This window comes from Veillonella parvula, assembly GCF_018378075.1.
GTDB classification, from domain to species: domain Bacteria; phylum Bacillota; class Negativicutes; order Veillonellales; family Veillonellaceae; genus Veillonella; species Veillonella parvula_K.
Genome location: NZ_JAGZYE010000005.1, coordinates 150773 through 169978 on the forward strand (window position 1 = coordinate 150773; position 19206 = coordinate 169978).

21 protein-coding genes are annotated in these 19206 nt (G+C 40.7%); 17 read left to right on the forward strand and 4 right to left on the reverse strand.

Translation table 11 applies throughout. The annotated features are described in order from the left end of the window. The first annotated feature begins 10 nt into the window (after nt 1-10). The 4 genes from KH286_RS06180 to KH286_RS06195 all read left to right on the forward strand — a co-directional run bounded on the left by KH286_RS06180 (nt 11) and on the right by KH286_RS06195 (nt 2856). Nucleotides 11-238, forward strand: coding sequence for a hypothetical protein (locus KH286_RS06180; protein ID WP_004695048.1), 228 nt, complete (start codon nt 11-13; stop codon nt 236-238). Between the two features lie 150 nt (nt 239-388). After that, nucleotides 389-1144: an exodeoxyribonuclease III gene (locus KH286_RS06185; protein ID WP_278617757.1), complete on the forward strand. Its 756-nt coding sequence runs from the start codon at nt 389-391 to the stop codon at nt 1142-1144. A 68-nt stretch (nt 1145-1212) separates the two neighbouring features. Then, the gene (queC, locus tag KH286_RS06190) at nt 1213-1902 is read left to right on the forward strand and encodes a 7-cyano-7-deazaguanine synthase QueC (protein ID WP_278617758.1); all 690 of its coding nucleotides are present in this window, start codon (nt 1213-1215) and stop codon (nt 1900-1902) included. A 462-nt stretch (nt 1903-2364) separates the two neighbouring features. Continuing rightward, nucleotides 2365-2856 (forward strand): QueT transporter family protein, encoded by a 492-nt coding sequence (locus KH286_RS06195; protein WP_278617759.1) that lies wholly within the window; start codon nt 2365-2367, stop codon nt 2854-2856. 121 nt (nt 2857-2977) lie between these two features. Here KH286_RS06195 and KH286_RS06200 read toward each other — a convergent pair whose 3' ends face one another. From KH286_RS06200 to ispE, 4 genes are all read right to left on the reverse strand, one after another. Continuing rightward, entirely contained in the window at nt 2978-4234 is a 1257-nt protein-coding gene (locus KH286_RS06200; RefSeq protein ID WP_008602423.1) for a Glu/Leu/Phe/Val family dehydrogenase, read from the reverse strand. 342 nt (nt 4235-4576) lie between these two features. After that, the gene (locus tag KH286_RS06205; RefSeq protein ID WP_278617760.1) at nt 4577-6037 is read right to left on the reverse strand and encodes an alanine/glycine:cation symporter family protein; all 1461 of its coding nucleotides are present in this window, start codon (nt 6035-6037) and stop codon (nt 4577-4579) included. A gap of 140 nt (nt 6038-6177) precedes the next feature. Then, nucleotides 6178-6870: a GntR family transcriptional regulator gene (locus KH286_RS06210; RefSeq protein ID WP_004697535.1), complete on the reverse strand. Its 693-nt coding sequence runs from the start codon at nt 6868-6870 to the stop codon at nt 6178-6180. Beyond that, complete coding sequence (gene ispE / locus KH286_RS06215) at nt 6867-7763, reverse strand: 4-(cytidine 5'-diphospho)-2-C-methyl-D-erythritol kinase (protein WP_004697538.1); 897 nt, start codon at nt 7761-7763, stop codon at nt 6867-6869. The genes KH286_RS06210 and ispE overlap by 4 nt, the downstream gene beginning before the upstream one ends. 205 nt (nt 7764-7968) lie before the next feature. Between ispE and KH286_RS06220 the strand changes: the two genes are divergently transcribed. The 13 genes from KH286_RS06220 (at nt 7969) to atpA (ending at nt 19203) form a co-directional block, all read left to right on the forward strand. Further along, the gene (locus KH286_RS06220; RefSeq protein WP_156697263.1) at nt 7969-8919 is read left to right on the forward strand and encodes a YitT family protein; all 951 of its coding nucleotides are present in this window, start codon (nt 7969-7971) and stop codon (nt 8917-8919) included. Nucleotides 8920-9083: 164 nt separating this feature from the next. Further along, nucleotides 9084-10721, forward strand: coding sequence for a phosphoglucomutase (locus KH286_RS06225; RefSeq protein ID WP_278617761.1), 1638 nt, complete (start codon nt 9084-9086; stop codon nt 10719-10721). Nucleotides 10722-10855: 134 nt separating this feature from the next. Continuing rightward, nucleotides 10856-11131 carry an ACT domain-containing protein gene (locus KH286_RS06230; protein ID WP_004695058.1) on the forward strand — a complete coding sequence of 92 codons (276 nt, stop codon included), beginning with the start codon at nt 10856-10858 and terminating at the stop codon, nt 11129-11131. 8 nt (nt 11132-11139) lie between these two features. Beyond that, nucleotides 11140-12498, forward strand: coding sequence for a PFL family protein (locus KH286_RS06235; RefSeq protein ID WP_101928468.1), 1359 nt, complete (start codon nt 11140-11142; stop codon nt 12496-12498). Nucleotides 12499-12532: 34 nt separating this feature from the next. Further along, on the forward strand, nt 12533-13684 hold the full coding sequence (locus KH286_RS06240; protein ID WP_278617762.1) for a glycosyltransferase family 4 protein: 1152 nt from the start codon (nt 12533-12535) through the stop codon (nt 13682-13684). A 57-nt stretch (nt 13685-13741) separates the two neighbouring features. Beyond that, entirely contained in the window at nt 13742-14884 is a 1143-nt protein-coding gene (gene wecB, locus KH286_RS06245; RefSeq protein WP_278617763.1) for a non-hydrolyzing UDP-N-acetylglucosamine 2-epimerase, read from the forward strand. A gap of 1 nt (nt 14885) precedes the next feature. Further along, nucleotides 14886-15080, forward strand: a complete 195-nt coding sequence (locus KH286_RS06250) for an AtpZ/AtpI family protein (RefSeq protein ID WP_012864790.1) — start codon at nt 14886-14888, stop codon at nt 15078-15080. Between the two features lie 76 nt (nt 15081-15156). Further along, nucleotides 15157-15459 (forward strand): ATP synthase subunit I, encoded by a 303-nt coding sequence (locus KH286_RS06255; RefSeq protein WP_278617764.1) that lies wholly within the window; start codon nt 15157-15159, stop codon nt 15457-15459. A 170-nt stretch (nt 15460-15629) separates the two neighbouring features. Next, nucleotides 15630-16328, forward strand: a complete 699-nt coding sequence (gene atpB / locus KH286_RS06260) for a F0F1 ATP synthase subunit A (RefSeq protein WP_120056073.1) — start codon at nt 15630-15632, stop codon at nt 16326-16328. A gap of 20 nt (nt 16329-16348) precedes the next feature. Then, the gene (atpE, locus tag KH286_RS06265; protein WP_004695064.1) at nt 16349-16576 is read left to right on the forward strand and encodes a F0F1 ATP synthase subunit C; all 228 of its coding nucleotides are present in this window, start codon (nt 16349-16351) and stop codon (nt 16574-16576) included. Nucleotides 16577-16594: 18 nt separating this feature from the next. Continuing rightward, nucleotides 16595-17092 (forward strand): F0F1 ATP synthase subunit B, encoded by a 498-nt coding sequence (atpF, locus tag KH286_RS06270; protein ID WP_278617765.1) that lies wholly within the window; start codon nt 16595-16597, stop codon nt 17090-17092. A gap of 4 nt (nt 17093-17096) precedes the next feature. Continuing rightward, nucleotides 17097-17648: an ATP synthase F1 subunit delta gene (gene atpH / locus KH286_RS06275; RefSeq protein ID WP_278617766.1), complete on the forward strand. Its 552-nt coding sequence runs from the start codon at nt 17097-17099 to the stop codon at nt 17646-17648. A gap of 16 nt (nt 17649-17664) precedes the next feature. Further along, the gene (gene atpA, locus KH286_RS06280) at nt 17665-19203 is read left to right on the forward strand and encodes a F0F1 ATP synthase subunit alpha (protein ID WP_012864785.1); all 1539 of its coding nucleotides are present in this window, start codon (nt 17665-17667) and stop codon (nt 19201-19203) included. Nucleotides 19204-19206 lie beyond the last annotated feature (3 nt).

Consider the following 19206-nt stretch of genomic DNA (forward strand, 5'->3'; position numbering starts at 1 on the left):
AGGAGGGCGAATGAATCTATTAAAACAATTACTAACAGTCGTTGCCTTTGGTTATTTGTGTTATCACATCTATACCTTTGGACCTGGTATGTTTAATGTAACTGTATTAGTGATTCTTATCTTGTCGGCGGTGGCTAACTATTTTCGTGAGAAACGTGAAAGCGATCTTAAAGCAAATGAAAATGCCCGCAAGGCTCGTGCAGAAGCAAGGCATGCTAAGAAACATAAAAAGCAGTAGTATTGCTAAAATATAATCCTTAAATTAGCTTACGTTAAGCAAAAACTTGATGTATATTCTATGTGAAAGAGACTTTCACCAAGTTAAATACGGTGAATAGTATTAGATTGATGCGAAGTATTATAAAGAAGTATTATAAAGGAGTAAGAATTGAAATTAATTTCTTGGAATGTAAACGGCCTCCGCGCCGCTGTAACAAAGGGATTCATGGAATCCTTTAATGAATTAGATGCAGATATTTTCTGCCTGCAAGAAACAAAATTGCAACCCAATCAAATTTCTTTGGAGTTGCCAGGGTATGAGCAATATTGGAATAGTGCAGTTAAGAAAGGCTATAGTGGCACGGCTGTATTCACGCGTATTAAGCCATTGTCCGTAACTAATGGCATCGGTATCGAAGAGCATGATCAAGAGGGGCGTGTTATCACTGCTGAATATGATAATTTCTATTTAGTATGCTGCTATACACCGAATAGCCAACGAGAATTGGCACGCCTTGATTATCGTATGACTTGGGAAGACGCATTCCGTAATTATCTACTTGAATTAGATAAGAAAAAGCCTGTCATTCTATGTGGTGATCTCAATGTAGCCCATCAAGAAATCGACCTTAAAAATCCTAAGACGAACCGTAAAAATGCGGGCTTCTCCGATGAAGAACGTACAAAGATGACAGAACTCTTAGGGGCAGGTTTTACAGATACATTCCGTCACCTCTATCCAGATGCTATTGAGCAATACAGCTGGTGGTCCTATATGGGGAAAGCTCGTGAACGAAATACAGGATGGAGAATTGACTATTTCATCACATCTAAACGTCTTGATGATAAAATCCAAGAAGCGAAGATTCATCAACAAATCTTTGGCTCCGACCACTGTCCAGTAGAATTGGTTATTGATCTATAAAATTTTAGTGAATGTAAAAGCACAGCCTCATCTACGGATGAGGCTGTTGTGATAGAAAAGGAGATACTATGGCTCAAAAACAAAAAGCTGTCGTTCTATTTAGCGGAGGTGTAGATAGTACTACGTGTTTAGCCCTTGCTATTGAACGATTTGGCAAAGATAATGTGGTACCCTTATCGATTCAATATGGTCAAAAACATAGTAAAGAATTAGAGGCTGCTATAGCTATTTTAGAGTACTATGGTATGGAAGGTAAAACGATGGATGTTACTAAGTTATTTGCCTTTAGTAACTGCTCCTTATTAGCACAATCTAGTGAAGATATTCCGCAAGGTTCCTACAAAGAGCAACAAGAGGCAGAAGGGGAAGGTACGGTAAGTACCTATGTACCGTTTAGAAATGGTCTATTCTTATCCGCTGCAGCATCTTTGGCGCTATCCTTAGATTGTGGCTATATCTATTATGGTGCTCACAGTGATGATGCGGCGGGTAATGCCTATCCTGACTGTACAGAACACTTCTACAAATCCATGGGCGACGCCATCTTTGAAGGCTCTGGTAAAGAATGCTCCTTAGAAGCACCCTTTATTAATGCCAACAAAGCTGACATCGTAAAAGAAGGCCTACGCCTCGGCGTACCATACCACCTCACATGGTCCTGCTACGAAGGCGGAGACAAACCATGCGGACACTGCGGTACCTGTATTGATAGAGCTAAAGCCTTCCATGTCAACGGCGTCGAAGACCCAGCACTATAACTCCCATAAACTGGATTAGACAAGTTATGGGCAGGCTGTAAGATGATATAGTGTAACTATTAAATAATATATATAGAGGTATAGTGATTTAAAGTGGCCATTTGAGTCACTACATAACTATAATATTGATTTGCTAAATTCGAAGTGGAAGAAAATACCTTTTCAAAGAGCGACTTTGGCAGGTCGAGGCCCTAGGCCGATGACCGGTTCGCCAGTGGAGCGATGAGGAAAGGTATTTTCTGACACCCCGTCCTTGCAAACATTGCACCGATAGTAGTTACTGTCAAAGGCCACTTTAATCTGCCTGTGACTTGTAAATATCGAGAATATATGATATTATAAGCGCACAACTAAATAAGACAGTTTGAAACCATCCTGTCTCTAAACAAAACTACGGAAATTCATAAGCATTGTAAGCATGGTAGTTTTGCCATGCTTTTTTATTTTGAGGAGGTGAGTGTTATGATTTCTACACGTAAATTGACTATTTCTGCCATGGTTGTGGCATTGTACATCGTTGTATTGTATGTAACGCAAAGCGTTTCTTTTGGGGCTTATCAAATTCGTATAGCAACATCATTATATGCACTTGCTTATGCCTTTCCGTTCTTGGTGATTCCCATGGGGATTGGCAACCTCATTTCTAACTTCCTATTCGGCGGTCTTGGTATCTTCGATATGGTAGGGGGCTTTGGTGTAGGTGTAGTAACGACAGGCATCATCGTAGGCATGCGCAAGCTTGGCCTTAGTGCTTGGTGGGCAATGCTTCCAATCGTCCTTGTGCCTGCGTTATGTGTGCCCTTGTGGCTCAGCCCATTACTTGGTCTACCGTACTGGCCATTAGTGTTGAATCTTATCGTGGGTCAAACTATTCCAGCGATTCTTGGTTCTGTATTGGTGAAAGCCTTAATCAGTCGTCCTAGCATGGCTGCCTTATTAGGTGCTTTCAAATAAAACTAAAGAGAGGGCGTTAATTTCCATTCATATGGAGCATTAACGAATACAAATAAAAAGGCGTAAGCTCAATGTGAGCTTACGCCTTTTTCATGGCTAATATGTATGGAGGTATAGGAGTTTAACAGTTGTAGCCACGCCATTTAGTTTCAACTACGAGTCGTTCAAGAGCAACCATGTACGCTGCTTGACGAGGTGGTACATTGTATTTATGTTGCATTTCCCAAACAGCTTCGAAGCTATTTTGCATATTTTTAGTTAATCTTTCATTAACCTCTTCTTCAGTCCAGTAGAAGCTTGCTTTGTTTTGTACCCATTCGTAGTAGGATACAACTACGCCACCACCGTTGGCAAGCACGTCAGGAATGATATCAATGCCCTTTTCATAGAAGTATTTATCCGCATCATTAGTAGTAGGACCATTAGCTCCTTCCAAGATGATCTTAGCTTGGATATTTTCCATGTTGTCTTTATTTAATTGGTTCTCAAGGGCTGCCATGTACAATACATCCACTGGTTGAGCCAATAACTCTTGAGGCCCAATTGTAGTCATGCCTGGTTCGCTGTAACCTTCTAGGGAACGACCGTGGGAGTTAGCATATTCGTATGCTTTTTCAACATCGAGACCGTTAGGATTGTAGATGTTAACACTTACGTCGCCGATAGCCACAACTTTTGCACCTGCTTGTGCAATGAGACGAGCACCTACGGAACCTACGTTACCAAAGCCTTGAACTGCAACTGTAAGGTTTTTAATATCTAAGTTTTTCTTAGCAAGATAGCTTTGCAATGCGATGAGACAACCGCGACCAGTCGCTTCATTACGGCCTAAGGAACCGCCTACTTCGATTGGTTTACCTGTAACGATACCTGGGCTCCATTCGCCTTTTAATGTGCTGTATTCGTCAGCAATCCAGCTCATGATTTGGGCATTCGTATTTACGTCTGGTGCAGGAACGTCAGTATTAACACCAATGATAGGTGCAATACGGCGTACGAAGTTACGAGTTAAGCGTTCTAACTCACGAGGGTTTAAAGTTTTTGGATCGACTTTAATGCCCCCTTTACCACCGCCATAAGGAATGTTAGCGATAGCGTTTTTAATAGTCATCCATGCCGCAAGTGCACGCACTTCATTTTCGTCGGAATCTGGATGGAAGCGAAGACCGCCCTTAGCACTACCACGCAATGTGGAATGTTGGCATCGATAGCCTTCGTATACGCGAACTTCGCCATTGTCTAGTTGAAGAGGAACTGCTACTTTTAGTTCCCGTTCTGGGTGACGCAATACTTCGTATTCACTACGAGTATAGCCGAGCTTTTCAGCTGCTACGTCTAATGTGTTTAACATGTTTTCATATGGGTTATAACCGCTCATAATTACCTCCCGGATAACAGAGTAAATTAATTAGTGCTAATTTTTCACATACTTAAGTATTCGACATTATAAATAGAATACCCTTTATATTTTTATAAATATATTCTATAGTTTTTAACCTTTAAAAGTAGGAAAAATATAGATGGTTACTGTGATATCTGTCACTTTAAAATCTCTTGGTGGAGGATAGTCTTATCTATGAAAATGGATACTTTTACAAAAAATAAAAATCTATATTCCGAAGAATATAGACCCATCTGTATGTATTAATAAAGTATTTTAAAGATTATACGAAAAAGACTGGTGAAAGATACTTTCACCAGCCTCATAGGTCAATATATTTTATTTTTCCACTGTATCTTCAATCGGAGTAGGAGGTACGGAGGAGTCTGTAGTTTGACCATCGCCCCACCATACGATGCCATATGTGTGATTTAGGATGGAACGGTTAAATACAGGCGTTTCAATACCTGCTTTGCGTTGTTTGATATAGTCGTCAAGGGCAAGACCTGCTGTGCGCCCCATGCGTACGATGGAACTTACGTTAGTTAATACTAAGAAAGCCATGAATAAATCGGCTAGATTCCATACGAGATCTAGAGAAGCAATAGAGCCAACAAATGTCATAAGAATTACGCCAATACGGAACAAATGTAGGTAGAATCGTTTATTTGTTAAGTGGCTGATATTGATTTCACCGTAGTAATAGTTACCAATTAAGGAACTAAAGGAGAACATAACGATGAAAATGGCTACGGCTGTAGGCGCCCAAGAACCAAGTTGTTGAGCTAGATTATGTTGTACAAGAGCAATGCCTGTTAGACCTGTAGTGCTGTAATCACCCACGATGAGTACGATGAAAGCAGAAGCTGTACAAATGATGAATGTATCAAGGAATACGCCGAATGCTTGTACAAGACCTTGTTCTACAGGGTGGTTAACAGCTGCCGTAGCGGCTGCGTTTGGAACAGAACCTTCCCCGGCTTCGTTAGAGAAGAGCCCCCGTTTGATACCATTCATAACAGTAGCACCTAATAAGCCACCACCTGCTGCAACAGGCTCAAATGCGGAGGCGAAAATAGTATAGATTACATGTGGGAATTGGGTGATATTCATAATTACCACAAATAATGCAGTAGCAATGTATAGAATCGCCATGATAGGAACGATGATTTCAGATGCTTTTGCAACGCGGTTGATACCACCGAATATGATAATACCAAGAAGGATCGCCACTACAGCGCCCGTATAGGATACATCAAGGTTGAAAACCTGGAGAGATGCAGCCAAGGTATTGGCTTGTACAGAATTGTAAATCCAACCATAGGTAATACTGATTAAAATAGCGAATAGAACAGATAACGCTTTGTTGTTTAGACCATAGCGAATATAGTAAGCTGGTCCACCATAGAAACCGCCCTTAGCAACAGGTTCTTTGTAGATTTGTGCTAATGTGGATTCGATGAAGCCAGTGGCAGCACCGATGAGAGCGATAACCCACATCCAAAAAATAGCACCAGGGCCACCAAGTACAACGGCAATAGCTATACCTGCGATGTTACCAACACCTACACGAGATGCGGTACTAACACAGAATGCTTGGAATGAGGATACATGGTTCTTTTCTGTAGAGCTACCTGCGCCGTTAATTACGAGGCGAATCATTTCTTTAATCATGCGAATTTGTACAAAATTCGTTGTCATCGTAAAGAAGAGACCTGCGCCGATGAGAATAAAAATGATGAAATAACTCCATAAATAACCGTTTATGGTGGATATAGCATCATTGAGCATTGCTTCCATAAAAACTCCCTTTCTTATAAAAAATCCATATTTCATAATAATCAATGATATTGTATCAATTTCTATAGACTATGTAAAACAAAAATCCTTCACAAATAGGAAGGATTTTTGCTTTATATAGTATTTTTGTAGGATGTTGTTTATGCCTTAGTAAATTCTTGTGACTCTTCCATTCCTTGCAACAAGGTTTGTTCAGAATGTTCCATGTGAATTCGAGCTAGTTTGCGAGCTTGCGCAGCATTGTGAGAGGCAATGGCTTCCACTAATTGACGATGCTCCTCCCAAGTTTTTCTAAGACGACCTGGTTGGTTCATGGAGAAACTGCGGAAACGGTAGGTTTGTTCTCGTAAATTGTGAACAATATCAGCCAATCTTTCGTTACGAGAAGCGCGGTAGAGGACTTCGTGGAACTCTACATCCGCAGCGACGACGGATTCCATATTTTTGTTTTCCATATGATCGCCAATTTCTACGAGCATTCTTTCCAGCGTTTCGATTTCCTCTTCTGTAATGCGTTCTGCTGCAAGGCCTGCTGCAAGTTCTTCAAGGGCAGAGCGAATTTCAAATACTTGAGTGATATCCTTTAAAGATATGTTGGCAACGTAGGTACCGCGACGAGGAACCATAACGACAAAGCCTTCTAGTTCTAGTTTACGTATGGCTTCACGAATGGGGGTACGACTTACACCTAACTCTTCGGCAAGGGGAATTTCCATGAGGCGCTCCCCAGGTTTTAACACCCCATCTTGGATGGCTTGACGCAATGTTTCACTTACCACTTCTCTTAGTGGTTTATACGCATCGAGTCGTATAGGTTGTAACCGTTTTGTCATACTAAGTCCTCCTGTGTACATGTTTTAGTAATGAGTGACAGCCAATCATGACCAGCTGCTTTAATCTCTTCTTGTAATTGTAAGGCTTCCATAGGTTTGTTAAGTAATACTACCATCGTAGGACCGCTTCCTGTCATGATGGTTGGGTAACCACGGTTGGTGAAAAACTCCTTACATATTCCTAGTTCTTCGTGATCTGGGAATAATAATTCTTCGAAAGTATTAGCGCTACTAGTGAAAGCAGATTGTAAATCATTATTCTGAAGATGATTCAGAACGGTATCGATTGTTTTTGCGGTGGCATTAGATTTACCGTTGAAGCGACCATAAGCAACCGCTGTAGAAATAGATACCTTTGGCTTTACTAGTAATAGCCAATGTGCTTCTGGCGATTGGCTATAGGTTAACACTTCGCCACGACCAGTTCCGCGAGCTGTACCACCTTGTAGTAGGAACGGCACATCAGATCCTAGTGAGGCACCAATATTTAAAAGTTCCTCTTGTGTGAGCCGTAAGTCCCAAAAGCGGTTGAGACCTAATAACATGGCTGCTGCGTCTGCACTACCGCCACCAAGACCCGCTTGAATAGGAACGCGTTTTAATAGGTGGATGGCGGCACCGGCTTTACAACCCGTATAGGCCTGTATGGCGCGTAACGCTTTGAGCGCGAGATTATCTTCTCCATAGCTTACGAGTTTTTGCATGTAGTCAGGCAATTCGGGAGCGCCACCAGAAAATACTACGGAATGATGCTTAGCGAAATAAATAGAATCACTAAGGCGAATCGATTGAAATATAGAATCGATGTCGTGGTATCCATCGTCACGCTTGCCTGTAATAGCAAGCCCAATATTAATTTTGCTGCAACCGAGTTGCTCAAAACTTTTACTCATAATAGCCTCGTTTGTAATGTACAAAATATATGCAGTTTATATGTTTATTTTATACTGTTATAAAGTGATTGAAAATAACCATTAAGTGGTTTATGATGATTTTGTATATACCTGTTGTTTGATTATTAAAAGCATTGTAAACAGCGTATGTTTTAATTAGTTCATTATAGAATATTTATAGTGAAATGGCAATTTGGAGGGAGCTATGTTCGCCAAGTATAAAGATGTTGTCTATCAATGTGTCATAGTTGCTATTGGTTGTGCAATTTTTGGTGCTGGTTTAGATGCCTTTGTACTACCTCACAAACTGGTTAGTACTGGTATTAGTGGGGTAGGGTTGATTTTGTATTATCTAACGGGATTATCCGTTGGTTCTTGGAACGTTATTTTGAACGTCCCTATATTTTGGGCTGCTTGGAAGTGGCTTGGTAAACGCGTAGTGCTTAATACCTTGTATGGTACGCTCATGTTATCGTGGATGATTGATCTGTTTAGTTTCTTGCAATATGACATGATCATTAAGGATCCACTACTCAGTTCTATGATGGCAGGTATCACAACTGGACTAGGGCTTGGTATCGTCTACCGTGTAGGTGGTAATACAGGGGGACTTGATCCAATTGCACTTATCGTTCGCAAATATTATGGCCTTCAAATGGGGTCCATTAATAGCGCTATCAACTGTGCCATCCTCTTAGTTGCTGTCGGCGTTGTTGGACTTGAAGCGGTAGCTGTAACTCTTATCAGTGTGTATGTGTATACTATTATTACAAATAAGGTGGTAATCGGGTTTAATCAACGTAAAGTTGCTTTTATCATTACCTATCGCACCGATGAAGTATGTGAGTGTATTATCAATAAGGTTGGTCGTGGTGCCACTATTATTAATGGTATTGGTGCCTATACACGGACACCTAAGCAAATTGTGATGGTTGCAGTCAACTTGCTGCAGGTAAATAAATTGAAAGAGGTTATTCAAGAAGCGGACCCAAATGTGTTTATCTTGATTACTGATGCCCAAGAGGTTATCGGTCAAGGTTTTACTCAACCTATTGTTCCTGCGGAAATATCTAAACAGCTAAAATCACAAGATATAACTACCGAAGCGAACAATAATGTTGTAATAGATGAAAATAGTTGTAACAAATTAAAATAAAGAATTATGATAAATCTCTGGCTGTTGTCATCTTATATTAATTATGCGTAAATATAATATTTTATGAATGATACATACATTTTGAAAATAATTTAATGTGATTGATTGAATATCAAGGTTGTAAAATGAGAGGGCTTGCCCTCAAGATAAGATTAGAGGTTTCTATGACTCACAAATTAGCAGGTACGCCTGTACAAGAACAAGATATTATCGATGTGCAAACCCTTGTGGATGCATATTTTGATAATACTCCGGATATTACAGATCCGACACAACTCGTATCCTTTGGCACATCTGGCCATCGCGGTACATCTTTAAATAGTACGTTTACAGATTTACATGTGGCCGCTATTACACAGGCTATTTGTGATGGCCGTGGTCAATTCGGCGCTACAGGTCCGATTTTTGTCGGTCAAGATACACATGCTTTATCTCAGCCAGCCCTTGTGACGGTTCTAGAGGTCCTTGCTGGCAATGGTGTAACGGCAATGGTTGATTCCGATATGGATTTCGTGCCAACACCATCTATATCTCGTGCTATTATTCGTTATAATGAAAGCCACGATGATAAGGCAGATGGTATCGTGATTACGCCATCTCATAATCCTCCAGATAACGGTGGCATCAAGTATAACGCTACTAATGGCGGTCCGGCGGATACTCTCGTTACAAAATGGATTGAAACTCGAGCTAATGAGTATGTTCGTGCATATTGTGAACTAGAAGGGTTCAAACGTATTAGCATCGACAATATTGAACCTGACCAACAAGTTCCATATGACTATAAAGGTCTATATGTAGAAGAACTATCTTCTATCATTAATATGGAGGCAATCCAAAGTGCAAAACCTAAGGTCCTCGTTAATGCCCTCGGCGGTAGTGGACTAGGTTATTGGCGTGCTATTAAAGAGCGGTATAATCTAAACCTAGATATTATTAATGATGAGTATGATCCAACCTTTAGCTTTATGACCTATGACCATGATGGTAAGGTACGTATGGATTGCTCATCTGAATATGCCATGGCTGACGTAATTAAACAAATTGGTAATTATGATCTCGCTGTTGGGAATGACCCTGATTATGATCGCTATGGTATCGTTAGTCCGCATGGGCTAGCTTCTCCAAACGCATTTCTTGTGACTGCGGCGGATTATTTGTTTACGACTCGTGGTTGGACAAATAAAGGGGTCGGTAAAACCGTTGTTTGTACCACTATGATTGATAAATGGGCTGCTAGTAAAGAGGTTCCTGTTTATGAGGTTCCAGTAGGTTTTAAATATTTTAGTTCCCTATTATTCGATGGTGAGATTGGTATTGGCGGTGAAGAATCTGCTGGTGCATCGTTCCTTAAAAAAGATGGTACCGTATGGACCACAGATAAAGATGGTATGATTATGGCTCTCTTAGCAATGGAGATGTATGCTGTAATGGGCGCAACTGTTGAGAGACTATATAACAATATTGTGGAAGGCTGTGGGGATCCACGATTTGGTCGTATTGATGCGCCTTGTACAAAGGTGGCCAAGGCTAAGTTGAAACAATTAAATGCAAGCTCCATTACGGCTACCGAAGTAGATGGTGATGCGATTACTAATGTTCGCACTACTTCTCTGTATAAAGATATGCCTATTGATGGCGTTCGTGTGGAAACGGAAACAGGCTGGTTTGTAGCACGTCCATCTGGTACTGAAGATTTATATAAAATTTATGGTGAAAGCTATAAAGGTGACAAAGGTCTTATTGCATTGTTAACTGCTGGTGAAGAGATTGTAACAAGTGCTTTGTCTGACGAAGTATAACATATTGTTTTCACTAGAAAACTCATAAAGATTTCACTCATGAAAAATAATAAATGTGTTATAATATATTAATATAGTTTATTGAATGCCCTATACTGGCTATATAGTTTGTAGTGCTTAGAGAAGGTGATGTTATGAAATTAGTTGTTACCGTTGTCGGCGTAGACCGCGTTGGTATCATTGCTGGGGTTAGTACCGTACTCGCTAACTACGGTGTAAATATTATGTCGATAAATCAGACCATCCTTGATGGTGTTTTCAATATGATTATGATGTGTGAAACCAAGTCTGAAGATATGAAAAATCTTACAGCTATCCAAGAGGCTTTGACGACTCAAGGTAAAGAACTAGGTGTTGAAATCCGTGCACAACATGCTGATATTTTCTTGAGCATGCACCGTGTAGGATAGGAGGCACTATGTTATCTATCGACAATATTTTAGAAACGAATCAGATGATTCACGATAATAAGCTTGATGTGCGCACTATTACGATGGGGATTAGCTTGCTAGAATGTGCATCTAGTTCTGGTAAAGAGCTGTGTGACCGTATTTATGACCGTATTACAAAAGAGGCAGAACATCTTGTATCTACAGGGGAAGATATTGAGCGAGAATTCGGCATTCCTATTATCAATAAGCGTATTTCTGTAACACCCATTTCTCTAGTTGCAGGGGGGAGTGATTTAACAGCTTATGTTCCTGTGGCGGAAGCTATGGATCGTGCTGCAAAAACTGTAGGTGTTAATTTTATTGGTGGCTTTTCTGCGCTTGTAACAAAGGGCGCCACTCGAGCTGACCGCATTTTGATTGACTCTATTCCTGAAGCGCTGGCAACTACGGATATCGTTTGTAGCTCTGTTGCTGTGGGCTCTACTAAAACTGGTATCAACATGGACGCAGTGCGAGACATGGGAATCATCGTTAAGAAAACTGCAGAGCTTACAAAGGATAATGATGCTCTTGGCTGCGCTAAGCTCGTAATTTTCTGTAATCCTGTAGAGGATAACCCGTTTATGGCGGGTGCTTTCTTCGGGGTAACAGAAGGGGATAGTGCTATTTCTGTAGGTGTATCTGGCCCGGGCGTTGTAAAACATGCGCTTGAATCCGTTCGAGGTCAATCCTTTGACGTTGTAGCAGAAACGATTAAACGTACTGCTTTCAAAATCACGCGCGTAGGTCAATTGGTAGCCCAAGAGGCATCCCGTCGTCTCGGTAAACCATTTGGTATTATTGATTTATCTTTGGCACCAACGCCAGCTGTAGGTGACTCTGTAGCTCATGTTCTTGAAGAAATGGGCTTGTCCTCTTGTGGTTGTCATGGTACCACAGCGGCACTAGCATTACTTAATGATGCGGTGAAAAAAGGTGGTCTTATGGCTTCCTCTCACGTAGGTGGTCTTAGTGGTGCATTCATTCCTGTCTCGGAAGATGCAGGCATGATTGATGCTGTATCCTGTGGCAGTTTGACGCTTGATAAATTAGAGGCCATGACATGTGTTTGTTCTGTAGGGCTTGATATGATTGCTATTCCTGGAGACACTACTGCTGACACCATTTCTGCTATCATTGCAGATGAATCAGCAATTGGTATGATTAATAATAAGACAACTGCGGTTCGTGTAATTCCTGTACCTGGTAAGACTGTTGGAGAGGTTGTTGAATTTGGTGGATTATTAGGTTATGCTCCTATTATCGAAGTGAGTCCATATAGTGCAGCCGAGTTCATCGCCCGTGGTGGCAGAATTCCTGCTCCTATTCGTAGCTTAACGAACTAATCCGTTTTTACAACCTACTTGTTGGAGGTGTCTTATGAGTGAATATGTGCTCGATTATGTGTGGGCCTTTGCACTAGCGCTCATCATAACCTTTGCACTTACCCCATTGGTAAAACGCTTTGCCGTTGCTGTTGGGGCAATAGATAAGCCTGATGCTCGAAAGGTGCATCATGGTGCGATTCCACGACTTGGTGGATTAGCAATCTTTCTCGGTTATGTGGGATCGGTTCTTTTTAACGATTCCATTCCGCATGAACATAAATTGTTTGGGTTTGTCCTTGGTACAGTCATTTTGGTGCTAGTTGGTATTTGGGACGACATTAAACAAATTGAGCCAAAAACTAAGTTAATGGGCCAAATTATAGCCGCCGCTATCCTAGTGGCTTATGATATTCGAGTAGATTTCATCAACCTTCCTTGGGGTGGTGTAGTATATCTCAAGTATTGGGCTATCCCATTGACTATTTTCTGGATAGTTGGTTTTACAAATATTGTAAACCTTATCGATGGCCTTGATGGCTTGGCTGCAGGTATTTCTTTTATCGCATGTATCGCTGTTTGTGCAATGACATTGCAACTAGGTCAAACTGATCTTGCTTGTATCTCTCTTGCCTTAGCAGGTGCGACTGTAGGTTTCTTGCGGTATAATTTCAATCCTGCAAAAATATTCATGGGTGATACGGGATCCATGTTATTAGGCTATACATTAGCAGCTATTTCCGTTATGGGGGCTGTGAAGACAGCGGCTATGATTGCTCTAGTGGTACCTGCCATTGTGTTAGGCTTGCCTATTTTGGACACCTTATTTGCTATTGTGCGCCGTAAAATCAGTGGACGTCCCATCTTTAAACCCGATAAAGGTCATGTTCACCATCGTTTATTGGCACAAGGATTAACACAAAAGCAAGCTGTATTGTTGATGTATGCAGTAACAGCTCTTTTCGGCGGTGTATCTGTTATCGTTGCAGAGGTTAATGCTTGGGTCGGCGCGACCTTGGTATTAGTAATTTTCTTGTGTAGTATTTATATTGCACGACGTCTTGGCGTTATCATGCATAGTGATGCGGCAGGGCATCCGTTACCACGTCCTACAATTGAACGCAGCGACTCGGATGATACCATATCCTTTGATCGCGATGAATTGGCTAAAGCCTTGGAGAATACTGATGATTCTCATAAGGAATAACCATCTGTGGGGCGCTTGGCGCCCCATTTTTTCTATCCTACTACGTTGGAGGCAACTATGTTAAAAGTTATGACAATCTTTGGTACAAGACCTGAGGCTATCAAGATGGCTCCTCTTGTAAAAGCATTACAAGCAGCACCAGATATGGAACCTATCGTAACCGTTACGGCACAGCATCGAGATATGCTCGATCAAGTACTAAACTTGTTTAATATTACCCCAGACTATGATTTAAATATTATGAGCCAAGGTCAAACACTATATGATGTAACTAATCGTGCTTTGATGGGCCTTAAAGACGTATTAGAAGAAGCAAAACCTGATGTGGTACTAGTTCATGGTGATACTACAACTACCTTTGCTGGTGCTTTGGCTTCTTTCTACCAAGAAATTCCTGTAGGTCACGTAGAAGCAGGATTACGGACAGGTGATATTTACTCTCCGTTCCCTGAAGAGATGAACCGCAAATTGACAGGTTCTATTGCGACATATCACTTTGCGCCTACTTCTAGTTCTGAAAGCAATTTAAAAAAAGAAAATATTAATACAGAACATCTTTATGTAACGGGTAATACTGTTATCGATGCTCTTGATACGACGGTACAAGATAATTATGTATTCGATGATGCGGCTATTAATGCTCTTGATCCTAAAAAACGCACGGTTCTTGTTACCACACATCGCCGAGAAAATTTAGGTGAGCCCATGCGCCATGTGTATCAAGCCATTCGCGATTTAATCAATGAATTTGAAGATATTCAAGTTGTTTTCCCTGTACATAAAAATCCTAAAGTTCGTCAAGTTGTACAAGAGGAACTTGGTTCTGTGGATCGTGTTACATTAATTGACCCTCTTGATTATGAACCATTTGCGAACTTGATGGCTAAATCTTACTTGATTTTGACTGATTCAGGTGGGATTCAAGAGGAAGCCCCAGCTCTTGGTAAACCAGTTCTCGTATTGCGTGATACGACAGAGCGTCCTGAAGCGGTAGCAGCAGGTACCGTTCGCCTTGTAGGTACTGATAAAGATGCGGTGCATAAAGCCGCTTATGAATTATTGAGCAATGCTGAAGCGTATAAGTTAATGTCTAATTCTGTTAACCCATATGGTGACGGTAAAGCATCTGAACGTATCATTCAAGCATTGCGACATGAATTCTTAGGTGATGCGCACCGTCCTGAACGTTTTGGTAAATAATATGGATAAGGATCTTGTGAAAGCCCTCGCCATGGCAACATCAGCGGGGGTCACACTGGTCTCCTGTATAGGAGGTTTTATTTGGCTAGGTTATAAATTGGATACTTGGCTTCAAACGGAACCACTCTGCATGGTCATATTTGGCCTAATAGGAGCTATAACAGGGTTTTATATGTTATATAAACAAGTTAAGTAGTGAGGTATGTATGAATCAATATATAAAATTCATAGTGCGCGTGCTACTGACTTGTTTTTTTATTGCCTTTTTAGGGGTGATAGTACAAGTTGCATGCGGATTACAACATTATGTATGGGGCTGGTTGTGGGGCATTTTTATAATGGTGCTCTACTTGTTAAGTTTAGCTTTGCATGGTCAATCCATTGTATCAGGGGATCCTTACAAAGCCGTTCGTAAAGCTCGTAGACAGATGATATGGCGTCTTATGTTAGTAGGTTCATTAGTAGTCTTAGGATTAAAGATTCCCGGCATAGAGGCTATTAGCGTGTTTGTTGGTGTGGCACTTATTCAGCCTGCATTATATGTTGTTTACTGGTGGCTTAGTCGACATTTCTAATCTTATGATGTGTTAAATTATAGATATATTCCAATAATGCATTATACACAATACATTCATGAGTAATTAGAATTGTTTACCTTTCAAGTGTTGATTATATATCTATAACGATGTATGATGATACATATATATTATATTTATATTTATTGTAAATATATTAGTTTTTTATTATGTCTATGGAAGGGGTTGAGAACGTGGAATTACATGCGGGACACCATGAAGTCGTGCAGTGGTTAGGGTTGACATTTAATTTGGATACTCTAATTGCTACATGGGTCACTATGGCTATTGTAATACTGATAACAGTACTAGCCACCCGGGGACGAAAATTGGTGCCTGTAGGCTTGCAAAATATAGTTGAATCTATATTGGAAGGCTTAGAGGGGCAATTAGCTCCGAACTTAGGTCGTCATTGGCCGATGGTGAGTTCCTTGTTATTTACGTTTTTCTTATTTATTTTTGTAGGAAACGAATTAGGTTTAATGCCTACGTTTAAGGCTTTAACATCACCAACATCCGATATTAATACTACTGTTGCATTAGCTCTATGTAGCACATTAGTAGTATGGGTTATGGGGATTAAAGTTAAAGGCTTATCCTATTTCAAGCATTTCGTACGACCTTATAAGGCTTTGCTAATACTGAATATTTTTGAAGAGATTGCTAGACCTGTTACACTTGCCTTCCGTCTATTTGGTAATATCGTAGCTGGTGAAATTCTGTTAGAAGTATTGTACAATTTGCCTTGGTTTGTACCGGCACCATGGGTATGGATTGCTTTTAGTTTATTTATTGGTATTATTCAAGCCTTTATTTTTACCGTTCTTACTGCCTCCTACTTGGGGATGGCTCTTAGTGAGGAACATTAATTTTTTACGGAGGATGTATTATGGAAGCTCAAGGTTTATTCGCATTAGCAGCAGCAATCGCAGTAGGTTGTGGTGCCATTGGTGCAGGTATCGGTGACGGTCTTGTATCTAGTAAAGTAATCGAAGGTATTACACGCCAACCTGAATTGCGTGGTCAATTGATGTCTACTATGTTCGTTGCGATTGGTTTAATCGAAGCGATGCCTATCATCGGTGTAGTAGTAGCATTTATTTTGTTATTCAGATAATAACGAGGAGGAATAACCTTGGTTGACTTAAGCCTTGGAACGATTCTTGCTCAAATGTTGAACTTTTTTATATTAGTTTGGCTATTAGCTCGTTTTGCATATAAACCATTATTGGCTATAATGACAGAACGTAAAGAACGAATTGCTAAAGACTTAGAAGCTGCAGAAAAAGCTCGTGTAGAGGCAGAGGGCTTTAAAGCTGATTATGCTGCTCAAATTGCTAAAGCACGTCAAGAAGCACAACAAATTGTTGAAAAAGCAGTTCAAGAAGCAGAAAATACAACACGCGAACAATTAGTGACAGCACGCGAACAAATTGAACAAGAAAAAAATCGTGCTCGCCAAGATATTGCAATCGAACGTGATCGTGCTATGAATAGTTTACGCAATGAAGTTGTTTCTTTGTCTGTAGCTATGGCTGGTAAAGTTGTTGCTAAAGATATGAACAGTGAAACTAATACAAAATTGATCGAAGACGCTATTCGTCAACTTGATAGTAAAACGATAGGGTTGTGATACGATGAGCATAGAAATTGTAGCAGATAAATACGGTTCGGCTATGTTTGAATTAGCTCAAGAACAAAATAATTTGGAACTCATGGAGGAGCAATTAGGTTATGTAGTGTCCGTTATGGCGGAACAGCCTGAACTTCGTTCATTCCTTGAAAATCCAATCGTTACAGAAGATGCAAAGATTAAGTTAGTTGGTTCTATTTTTGAATCTAGTATCGACAAAGTTGCTTTACATTTTATCTATGTGATGATTAAACGCGGTCGCCATCGTTATATTGCGCAGGCCATTGCAGCGTTTATTCAAAAATCACGAGAGGCTCGTGGTATTTTGGAAGCTACTGTAACTGTAGCAGAACCAATCACAGCTGATGTAGAAGCATCTGTACAAGCTAAATTACGAGAAGTAACAGGGAAAGATGTTATTTTATCTGTGCGTCAAGATTCATCTATTATGGGTGGTATCGTTATCCAAGTAGGGGATAAACGCATTGATGGCTCTGTATCTCGTCGTTTAGAGGAATTAGAAAAATCTTTATTAAGAACGAACTCTATTAGATAGGGGTGAATGGGTATATATGAAAATGAAGCCTGAAGAAATCACTGCTATAATCAAACAGCAGATTCAGGACTATGATGTTGACCTCAATGTCGATGACGTGGGTACTGTTCTCGACGTAGGGGATGGCATCGCCCATATTTATGGTCTTGAAAGAGCCATGGCCGGTGAGTTGCTAGAATTACCACACGGCGTATATGGCTTGGTTTTGAACTTAGAATTAGATAATGTTGGTGCCGTACTATTAGGTGATGACTTCTTGATTAAAGAAGGAGACCAAGTGCGCCGTACTGGCAAAATTATGGACGTTCCTGCTGGAGATGCCTTGATTGGTCGCGTAGTAAACCCTCTTGGTCAACCTCTTGATGGCAAGGGTGCTATCCAAGCTACAGAACGTCGTCCTATCGAACATCCAGCACCTGGTATTGCGGATCGTCAATCCGTAAACGAACCATTGCAAACAGGTCTTAAAGCGATTGATGCGATGGTACCAATCGGCCGTGGTCAACGTGAGCTTATCATCGGTGACCGTGGTACAGGTAAAACTGCGATTGCCTTAGATACTATTTTGAACCAAAAAGGCAAAGATGTTATTTGTATTTATGTAGCTATTGGTCAAAAAGAATCTACGGTTGCTCGTGTAGTACAAAAACTTGAAGAAGCAGGGGCTATGGAATATACAATCGTAGTTTCTGCGAGTGCTTCCACTGGTGCACCTCTTCAATACATTGCCCCATACGCTGGTGTTGCCATGGGTGAATACTTTATGTACCAAGGTAAACACGTATTATGCGTATATGATGACTTAACAAAACAAGCGGCTGCATACCGTGCTATGTCCCTATTATTGCGCCGTCCACCAGGACGTGAGGCATATCCAGGTGACGTATTCTACTTACACAGCCGTCTATTAGAGCGGGCTGCGAAACTTTCACCTGAACTTGGTGGAGGTTCTATTACAGCGTTGCCAATCATTGAAACACAAGCAGGTGACGTATCTGCATACATCCCAACAAACGTAATTTCCATCACCGATGGTCAAATTTTCTTGGGTACAGATATGTTCTACTCTGGTATTCGTCCAGCTGTTGACGTAGGTTTATCTGTATCTCGTGTAGGTGGTAGCGCTCAAACTAAAGCGATGAAACAAGTAGCGGGTCAATTACGTTTGGACCTTGCTCAATATCGTGAGTTGGCTGCTTTCGCTCAGTTTGGTTCCGACCTTGATGCGGCTACACGCGCTCAACTTGATCGTGGTGAACGCTTAACTGAAATGTTAAAACAAGGTCAATATGAGCCTATGAGCGTAGCGGAAATGGTTATTAACCTTTACGCTGGTACAAAAGGGTACTTAGCAGATATTCAAGTGGCAGATGTATTGTCCTTTGAAGCTGAACTTTTACGCTATGTAAAAGCAAATTACCCTGAAATCATCACTAACATTGAAACGTCTAAGAAAATTGACGAAGAAACTGAAAATCTATTGAAGCAAGCAATCCCAGAATGTGTTGAAGCATTTGGCTCTACACATACATTAGTGTCTCGTAAGGAGGCGTAATGT